This is a genomic window from Allocoleopsis sp., assembly GCF_036703385.1.
Taxonomy (GTDB): domain Bacteria; phylum Cyanobacteriota; class Cyanobacteriia; order Cyanobacteriales; family Coleofasciculaceae; genus Allocoleopsis.
In genome coordinates this window covers 1-8308 of sequence record NZ_DATNPA010000415.1, presented here as the reverse complement: position 1 = coordinate 8308, position 8308 = coordinate 1, and the positions used below count along the sequence as shown (strand labels likewise).

Sequence of the window (8308 nt, the reverse complement as noted above, 5' to 3'; positions counted from 1 at the left end):
CCCACAACAGATACTTTAGTCAATCCCTCAATTAATGCATTCTCTGATAGCCAGACTCTATCAATGGGTAATAGCAACTTGCCGTCAAAGGTAGTAGATAGGGAAGACAAGGGGGATAAGGGAGAGAAAGTACTATATACGAACACAACTTCCTCTAAGCTGTACGCCCAAACCCCAAGCCCAGATATCCCTCAAACCAAAGATGGAGAACGTTTCCGGCGCGTTATGCAATCTGCAATGGTGCAAAAACTCGATCAGCGCCCAATGGGGGAAATAGTACAAGCGATCGCACAGCAATTTCTCGGTGCTGCCTATAAAGCCGATTTATTAGACCAATCCACGGAGGAAACTCTTGTTGTCAACCTCAATCAATTCGACTGCGTACTATTAGTAGAAAATGTACTGGCGATCGCACGGGGTGTAGCGGTACAGGATTATTCCTATGCAACGTTCATCAATCACCTTCGCGATCAACGTTATCGAGATGGTCAAATCAATGGCTATTGCAGCCGTCTCCATTACTTTATTGAATGGATTGATGACAATCAAAAACGGGGAACGGTGCAAAACATCGGTCAGAACTTAGGGGGTGTGTCACTCAATAAAACGTTGAACTATATGACTATCCACCGTCAAAGTTCCCCCCGCATGGCAAAGGATGAAGCGGCTTATCAGTGTATGGTTGAGCAAGAAGCTCAGCTCCATAGTGTTGTGATCGAGTACATTCCCGCTAAAGAGATTCGTCGCATTTACCCGAAGCTGCAACCGGGAGACATTATTGCCGTTGCCACTAAGATTCCTGGTTTAGATGTTACTCACACAGGATTAGTCTACCGCCAACCCAACGGCAACATTGGGCTGATCCATGCCTCACCTGCTGGGCAAGTGACAATTGCGCGGGATTTATCTCGGTACGTAAGCCGAGTGGAAAATGCGATCGGCATCCTCGTGGCTCGACCTATTGATCCCCGGTAGACTCCAAGTGCCTACAGCTGACATCTAGTTTGAAAGAGGGAGTAGGAACCGGAGCTTTAGTGAGGAGGGAATGGGGGAAGAGTCTTTGATTGTTTGTTGTGAGCGTCAGCTCATGGGGGTCTTGCACCCTTTTAATTTTCAAATACTTTGAGATTTATCTCCTCACTATTGAGCTGAAGTACAAAGTAGAGAGTAACGCCTTGACTGATTCCTCGGCTTCATTCGCTCTCACTTCTCACCTTTGTACTGATGAAACCGTAAGGTAAGATAATAGTAATTGATTAATCTGTTTTTCCAGGAGTAACCTTACTTTTATTTAAAATTATTATAGAAAACGCAGTAAAACCCACTTCTTCAGATGTGGGATATAAGGCGGGTCGCCGGAAGTATGGAGGCGACCAATAGATTGAGCAACGAAGCCATAAAACTTCACGTACATCTTATATAGCAAGTGTTAATATAAGATTCGTGGTGGCTAGTCGAATCCATGATATACGAGTTCAAAGTTAAAGGGAAAGAAGCTCAGTATCGCTCTATAGATGAGGCGATTCGCACTAGCCAATTCATCCAGAATAAATGCTTACGCTACTGGATGGAGAACAAAGGATTGCGTCAGTATGACCTCAACAAATACTGTGCTGTGCTGGCAGCAGAATTTCCTTTTGCCGACGAACTCAATTCAATGGCTCGACAGTCTGCGGCAGAACGAACTTGGATCGCTATTGCTCGGTTCTGTGCGCTAAACGCGCCCCGCTTCGCTAATGATAACTGCAAGAAGTTCGTTAAGGGCAAAAAAGGATACCCGAAGTTCAAAAAACATTGTCGCTCGGTTGAATACAAGACGAGCGGATGGAAGCTTTCACCTAATCGAAAAGCGATTACATTTCGAGATGGGAAGAATATCGGAACTCTTAAGCTAAAGGGAACCTACGACCTTAACTTCTATGACATAAAGCAGATTAAGCGAGTCTGTTTAGTCCGTAGGGCTGATGGATACTACGCTCAATTTGCCATTGATGCTGTAGTTAAGGCTGAGCCTAAGCTAACAGGGAAAATGATAGGACTGGATTTAGGATTAAAGTTCTTTATTGCCGACAATCAAGGGAATATAGAACCTTGTCCTCAGTTCTATAGAAAGTCAGAGAAGCAGTTAAACCGAGCGAACCGTAAAAAATCCAAAAAGTTCAACAAGAGTGCTCATCCGCAGGCTAAAAACTACCACAAAGCTAGAAATCGATATGCACGGAAGCATTTAAGAGTAACTAGGCAGCGAAAAGAGTATTGCAAGCGAGTCGCATACTCCGTGACTCAGTCTAATGACCTGATAGCCTATGAAGACTTAAATGTGAAAGGGCTGGTCAAGAATCGACATCTAGCTAAATCCATCAGCGACGCAGGATGGTCAACATTCCGCCAGTGGTTGGAGTATTTTGGCTTTAAGTATGGGAAGGTTACGGTAGCTGTACCTCCCCATAACACGAGTCAGAACTGCTCTAACTGTGGGCATATTGTTAAAAAATCCCTATCAACCAGAACTCATGTTTGTCCGCATTGCGGATTTGTGGAAGACAGGGATGTGAATGCTGCCATCAACATCCTGAAACTAGCACTGTGTACCGTGGGGCACACGGGAACCTACGCTTGGGGAGATTTGCCCTCTTGGGCAGTTGGAGCAATCCTGCTGTTTAACGGCGAGTCTGTGAGCCAAGAATCCAACGCGCTGTCTTCTGTTGGAGTGTCAAAGATTAATAATTAGGGTACTCTTGCCATGAGAATTCTCCTAGTAGAAGACGATGCCTATCTTGCTGAAGCCTTAACTGAAGCGCTTGCCGACCAACGTTACGTCGTAGATCAAGCCACAGATGGAGAGATGGCTTGGGAGCAAATCAGAACCCTTGAGTATGACTTAATTTTGCTAGACGTGATGCTGCCCAAGCTAGATGGCATTAATTTATGTCATCGCTTGCGCTCCTCTGGCTATTCTGTACCAATTTTAATGGTAACGGCTCGCGACATGAGTAATGAAAAAGTCATCGGCTTAGATGCTGGGGCTGATGACTACATGGTTAAACCCATTGATTTACCAGAATTACTAGCGCGGATACGTTCCTTGTTACGCCGAGGAAGTTCTTCATCGTCTCCAATTCTTGAGTGGGGGAACTTACATCTCGATCCAGCTACCTACGAAGTCAGCTATGATCATCAATCTCTCCACTTGACTCCCAAAGAATACAGTATTCTAGAACTACTTCTACGCAACGGACGACGCATACTCAGTCGCGGCACCATCATCGAACACATTTGGTCTCTCGAAAATCCCCCAGAAGAAGATACAGTCAAGGCTCATATCAAGAGCTTGCGTCAAAAACTTAGAGCTGCCAAAGCTCCCGATGATTTGGTGGAAACAGTTCATGGCGTTGGCTATCGCCTTAAGACGCTTAGCTAAACAGAGAAACTAATTCCTGAGTCCCTAGATTCTGGTTGCCAAAAACAATTTTCCTTATTCCCGATTTATTCCCGATTTATTCCCCAATTTTTTCACCTATAGCCTGTAATATTCTGACCTAGAAAAGGTGATTAACTGATTAGCAAGCTCTTGTGCTTTAGAGCGATGATAGCTTGAATTTATTTTTCTAAAGCTGTTCACAAGTCTTACTAAATATCAGTATAACTGGCTACTGTTCTGGATAATTTTTTGACAATTGGGAAGCCCTATGAATACTTGTCCTTGTTGCTCCGAGCAGTTACTCCGTCATATTCGCCAAAACAGTATTTATTGGTTTTGCCCTCGCTGTAAACAAGAAATGCCAGCTCTGGAACTGATCAATGCCAAGCTGACGGCAAAAATTTCCCAAATCAACCTCCGCAAAACTTCGTCATCGAATCAAAACTGGATGACGGTGAAGTAAAAAGGGAATCAACTTTTCTCACCCAATAATTTACAGCAAAAATTTTTACCTCTTACAAGACTTATACATTGACATGCCTACCCGGGTGTGATGCGAATCACTAACTTTTGTCAATGTCTAAGTCTTTTTCTGTGATACGTTCCTTGTCGAAAGAGCAGAGCGGTTAATCCACATGGCTTCAGATACGAGTGGTGATGCCCTTCACAAAAGGAAGTGTTGAGACGCTCTCAAGCTCAGATAGGTAAACTGAAGATATGTGGCTCACAATGGACAATTTACAACAGCGGCACAAACCTTCTTGATTTTCAGCTCGTACTAGCTCACACTCAACAAGGACAAGTGCTGCTGGAACTGACTCAATTGTGTTTACTAAGAGACGAGGCCAAGATAATTTTAGTTTAATGGGTGTAGACCATCCTGAACGAGGAACCATCATTGCCGAAGGGGTACAGATGGTGTATCAGTCAGGGCACAGGCGCTTTCAGGCTCTTCAGGCGGTTGATTGGAAAATCAAAAGCGGCGATATTCAAATCTTAATGGGTCCGTCTGGGTCCGGGAAAACGACTCTCCTATCTATTCTGGCAGGGCTCCTGACGCCCACAACTGGAAAGGTGTACTTATTGGGAGAAGAGATTACCCAAATGTCTCGCTCCAAGCTAGCTCGCTTTAGACGGCAAAACATCGGCTTTATTTTTCAGAATTTCAACTTGTTTCCCGCGTTGACGGCAGCTGAGAATGTTGAGGTTGTACTCAATATCAAAGGCATTCGGGGAAGAAAAGCTCGCTATCAGGCACAAGTGCTGCTAGAACAGGTTGGATTGGGTTTTCAAGCCCATCAAAAGCCTGCTGATTTGTCCGGAGGACAGAAGCAACGAGTTGCGATCGCACGCGCTTTAGCTGGTAACCCCCCCATTATCATGGCAGATGAACCAACAGCTGCTTTAGACTCTCATAGTGGACATACTGTGATTGAACTCCTGCGTCGGTTGGCCAAGGAAGGAGGCTGCACGGTACTGATGGTGACACACGACCCTCGAATTATCGATGTCGCCGATCACGTCACTTATCTAGAAGATGGAGTTTTACGAGATAGGACAGCTTTAAAATAGTATCAAATTCGCGTCAACCAGGATTGAAATTAGCGGTTTCAACCCATTCTTTAATAATTTTTTGTTGGAGGATATAACTACTACCTAAAGTGGGATATCCGCCAAAGATTTTTTTTAGTTGGCGTAAAAAGGCAGACATTACACCATTCTGGATTTTAGATTTTGCATGGCACAAGCCTTCTGGAGGCAATGGTTTCAATTTATAATCTGTCGCCTTCTCTATTTAGATTGGTAGGATAAGTTCCCTCTCGCCAATCTAGAGAGGGGATTAAAGGGGTTGCTGAATCATTGAGTCCTTGAACAAGGCGTTGCATGAGCTCATGAGAGAACTCATCGGAGACTGCGATCGCATCGCTAAAAACAGCCTCCGGGTTCCCCCAGTATGGCCCAACCCCAAGGACATCGACTATGTAAAATAATGTAAATAAGTCAGTGTTTTCATCCTCGGTTTAACGCCCTTGTCTCAACCCAAGTCACTATGGCCAAATATCTGTAGAAGCGTTTTTTCGCTCTGAAAACCCAAGCCAACAAGGTCACTATCGGATTTGATATTTTCGGGGATCACCCTACAGTGGGATCAAAAGATCCCGCTTCTCTGTATACTGTATGACGGTTGATTAACCTGAGTGCCTTTATTTCAAGATTTAAAAGCTCATGCAGTTTTTCGGACTTGTTTGGGTGACTTCCTGGGTCAGCTACTTCCTGGCATCCAGCCAAGGTTTATTCAAAGTACCTGATTACCTAGTCAGTACTTTGCCAGCTAACATTTTTTCAGTTGTCAACAGCCCAACTGAAATACCAACGCCTCGATTTCCCACCCCACTTAGCTCAGGACTCTGGTCTTCTAAATCCTCTGTTGCAACTTTCCCTAACCTAGCCTTTCAGATGGGTGCAGGTGGTTTTCAGTTTCGCCCCCAGCCCACCCAAACGTCCGTTCGTCCTCCAGTCCGCCTCGATTCGCCACAAAATACGTTCTGTCGTCCCAAAGCAGAGCTAGAAAACGACTTCTTGCGAGTCGCAACCCTCTCATCAGCATCTACTTCATGGGAGGAAAGTAATACCCGTGAGATTTCAAAAGCAACGCTCCCTCAGCAGATTTTTCAGGTCATACAGAATTTGCTGCCTTGGCGTCAGCGCCGTGAACCTGTCAAAACGCTTGCTTCCTCTGTTGTGGTTGTTAGTACTCATTCGTCCGAACCGATTGCGGACAAACAACCAAATGAGGGACAGCGTGTCAAACGGGGCTTTTGGCGGTATTCGCAACTCATCGCCAATCGTGCGTTTGCAGCGCCTGCTAAACCGGAGCCAGAGAAGTTTCAAGTCTGGGTTAAGGAGCGCTTAATTGCGGAACTTCCCAGCCAGAAGCAGGCGGAACTGATGGCTGGGCGTCTGAAGCAATTTTTATCCAACCCATCTGACCCTTATTTACATGCTTTATCCGTTCTACCTGCGGTTTTTGAGGGTCAAGCAGCAATAAAGGTAGGCGATAGCCTATTGTTTAAAGTTGATGACGCCCTAGCCGCAGATTTGAACCGGAATCCACAACTGCTGGTGATTGAATGGGCGAACAATCTCCGCATGGCTTTAGGGAAAGTGTCTCTGAATCTGGCAGATGCCCAGAAGCACATGTATAACGTGGTAGAAACGCCAAAAACGTTCAAGGGACAGGCTTCCTGGTACGGTGGACAGTTTCATGGACGCCTCACAGCTACTGGAGAAACCTATAATCAGCATGAACTGACAGCTGCTCATCCCTCCTTGCCGTTTGATACTTATCTAAAGGTCAAAAACCTGAACAATGGCGCGTCTGTAATTGTCCGGATTAACGATCGCGGCCCCTATGTCCATAACCGAGCTCTGGATTTATCGCTAGAAGCCGCTCGTTGCATTGATAGTGAGAAGGTGGGTGTCATACCTTTTGAAGCCGTCATTATGCAGCCGACTTCATTTCAAGCGAACCAGTACTTGACTAGGAATTAGGTTTTGAACAGGAATTCAGACCCTCCAAATTTGGGGGGCAGGGGTGCTTTTTGGCCAGTCCTGACGACCCAGTAGTGCACCCAGGCAGAAATGATTCTAAATCAGCTCTTGGTGCTGTCACGGGTAGGTATAGCAGTCGCCAAGGCGATTAGGACAAAGCCACCGGCTGAAATCTTGACCCGTCAATCTTCTGCCTTCTGCCTTCTGTCCTCACTCTCATTTCCGATCTTCCCTCTGCCTTTTGCTAGAAGTTCGTGATCGCACTAGGAGAAGTGAGTAGGAACTGTTATTGTTTTTTGGGACGGTTTGCTGAATTGACATCCCTGGACTAGAGACTATGACCCGAAACGTGATTCATACGAACAACGCACCTGCACCCGTTGGGCCCTATAATCAAGCGATCGCAGCTAGTGGTCAGCTAGTTTTTGTGGCTGGTCAAATTCCCCTTGACCCGAAGACAGGCGAGATCGTTGGTACTAACGATGTCGTCCAGCAAACTGAGCAAGTGATGACCAATCTTGAAGCTATCCTCACGGCGGCTGGTGCTAAAACAGAGGATGTCGTGAAAACCACAGTATTTCTAGCTGATATGAATGATTTTGCCGCGATGAACCAGGTTTATGCGCGGTACTTTGACGAGGTATCTGCCCCAGCGCGTGCCTGCGTCCAGGTTGCCCGTTTGCCCAAGGATGTTTTGGTAGAAATCGAATGTATTGCGGTTATCCCCTAATACCATTTTGGATTGAGGCTCTCAAATAAGGTAGCGTTGAAGACCCATCGATACTCTTCCCGTGTGCGTCTTAACTCCTCACTAAAGCTTCAGTGCCTTCTTCAAATCTGGCAAGTTTAAATTCCAATGGTATTTGATTAAAGTTGTGGAACTGTTCAAGCCAATGAAATGAATCGGTTTCAAACATCTAAGTAATTCGGCATACTCCTTCTAGTAGGGGATAATTTATAAAAATACTCTTACGGTTAGTAGTGGAGCTTACTGTCCTGTCGGTAGGTTCTACCCCTGCTCCTCAAGAGCAGGGGTAACTTTATGAGAAGAAGTATTAAAAAAGCCCCTACCAATTAGTTAGTAGAGGCTGGAAGCTTGATGTCCTGTCAGTAGCAATGTGCTGGGTAACTTAACACTTGCCATGTAGTTAGTCTATTACTGAAGTCAGAGTTGCTCCTCTATCTAAAGATATCTTTCTAAAGAATGAGTTGACAGTTGGCTATTCGATTTTAAGAAGTATTCTTCTTGAGAAAAAATATTTCCTTACAAGCCCAACTTGGTGAGGCAATGATACATTCTAACTGTTTTGACCATTCATTCGGTCGTTTTTTCAG

8 protein-coding genes are annotated in these 8308 nt (G+C 45.2%); 7 read left to right on the top strand and 1 reads right to left on the bottom strand.

Annotated features, from left to right (window positions below; all coding sequences use genetic code 11):
• The first annotated feature begins 63 nt into the window (after positions 1-63).
• The 5 genes from V6C93_RS20420 (at position 64) to V6C93_RS20400 (ending at position 4993) form a co-directional block, all read left to right on the top strand.
• Positions 64-975 carry an N-acetylmuramoyl-L-alanine amidase-like domain-containing protein gene (locus V6C93_RS20420; protein WP_414644223.1) on the top strand — a complete coding sequence of 304 codons (912 nt, stop codon included), beginning with the start codon at positions 64-66 and terminating at the stop codon, positions 973-975.
• Positions 976-1462: 487 nt separating this feature from the next.
• Positions 1463-2731, top strand: coding sequence for a transposase (locus tag V6C93_RS20415; RefSeq protein ID WP_333478511.1), 1269 nt, complete (start codon positions 1463-1465; stop codon positions 2729-2731).
• A 12-nt stretch (positions 2732-2743) separates the two neighbouring features.
• Complete coding sequence (locus tag V6C93_RS20410) at positions 2744-3421, top strand: response regulator transcription factor (protein ID WP_333478510.1); 678 nt, start codon at positions 2744-2746, stop codon at positions 3419-3421.
• 268 nt (positions 3422-3689) lie between these two features.
• On the top strand, positions 3690-3884 hold the full coding sequence (locus V6C93_RS20405; RefSeq protein WP_333478509.1) for a hypothetical protein: 195 nt from the start codon (positions 3690-3692) through the stop codon (positions 3882-3884).
• A gap of 401 nt (positions 3885-4285) precedes the next feature.
• The gene (locus V6C93_RS20400; protein ID WP_349262779.1) at positions 4286-4993 is read left to right on the top strand and encodes an ABC transporter ATP-binding protein; all 708 of its coding nucleotides are present in this window, start codon (positions 4286-4288) and stop codon (positions 4991-4993) included.
• A 13-nt stretch (positions 4994-5006) separates the two neighbouring features.
• Here the strand turns inward: V6C93_RS20400 and V6C93_RS20395 are convergent, their stop codons facing one another.
• Entirely contained in the window at positions 5007-5132 is a 126-nt protein-coding gene (locus V6C93_RS20395) for a hypothetical protein (protein ID WP_333478507.1), read from the bottom strand.
• A 515-nt stretch (positions 5133-5647) separates the two neighbouring features.
• On the opposite strand from V6C93_RS20395, the gene V6C93_RS20390 reads away from it, so the two are divergent.
• Both V6C93_RS20390 and V6C93_RS20385 read left to right on the top strand, forming a co-directional pair.
• Positions 5648-6973 (top strand): septal ring lytic transglycosylase RlpA family protein, encoded by a 1326-nt coding sequence (locus V6C93_RS20390; RefSeq protein WP_333478506.1) that lies wholly within the window; start codon positions 5648-5650, stop codon positions 6971-6973.
• Positions 6974-7310: 337 nt separating this feature from the next.
• Positions 7311-7703, top strand: a complete 393-nt coding sequence (locus V6C93_RS20385; RefSeq protein ID WP_333478505.1) for a RidA family protein — start codon at positions 7311-7313, stop codon at positions 7701-7703.
• The last annotated feature ends 605 nt before the right edge of the window (positions 7704-8308 follow it).

Bases quoted from the DNA above. Each gene is read 5' to 3' on its own strand.
- V6C93_RS20405 (WP_333478509.1), top strand. From the start codon at position 3,690: ATGAATACTTGTCCTTGTTGCTCCGAGCAGTTACTCCGTCATATTCGC.
- V6C93_RS20410 (WP_333478510.1), top strand. From the start codon at position 2,744: ATGAGAATTCTCCTAGTAGAAGACGATGCCTATCTTGCTGAAGCCTTA.
- V6C93_RS20385 (WP_333478505.1), top strand. From the start codon at position 7,311: ATGACCCGAAACGTGATTCATACGAACAACGCACCTGCACCCGTTGGG.
- V6C93_RS20390 (WP_333478506.1), top strand. From the start codon at position 5,648: ATGCAGTTTTTCGGACTTGTTTGGGTGACTTCCTGGGTCAGCTACTTC.
- V6C93_RS20400 (WP_349262779.1), top strand. From the start codon at position 4,286: ATGGGTGTAGACCATCCTGAACGAGGAACCATCATTGCCGAAGGGGTA.
- V6C93_RS20420 (WP_414644223.1), top strand. From the start codon at position 64: ATGGGTAATAGCAACTTGCCGTCAAAGGTAGTAGATAGGGAAGACAAG.
- V6C93_RS20395 (WP_333478507.1), bottom strand. From the start codon at position 5,132: ATGTCTGCCTTTTTACGCCAACTAAAAAAAATCTTTGGCGGATATCCC.
- V6C93_RS20415 (WP_333478511.1), top strand. From the start codon at position 1,463: ATGATATACGAGTTCAAAGTTAAAGGGAAAGAAGCTCAGTATCGCTCT.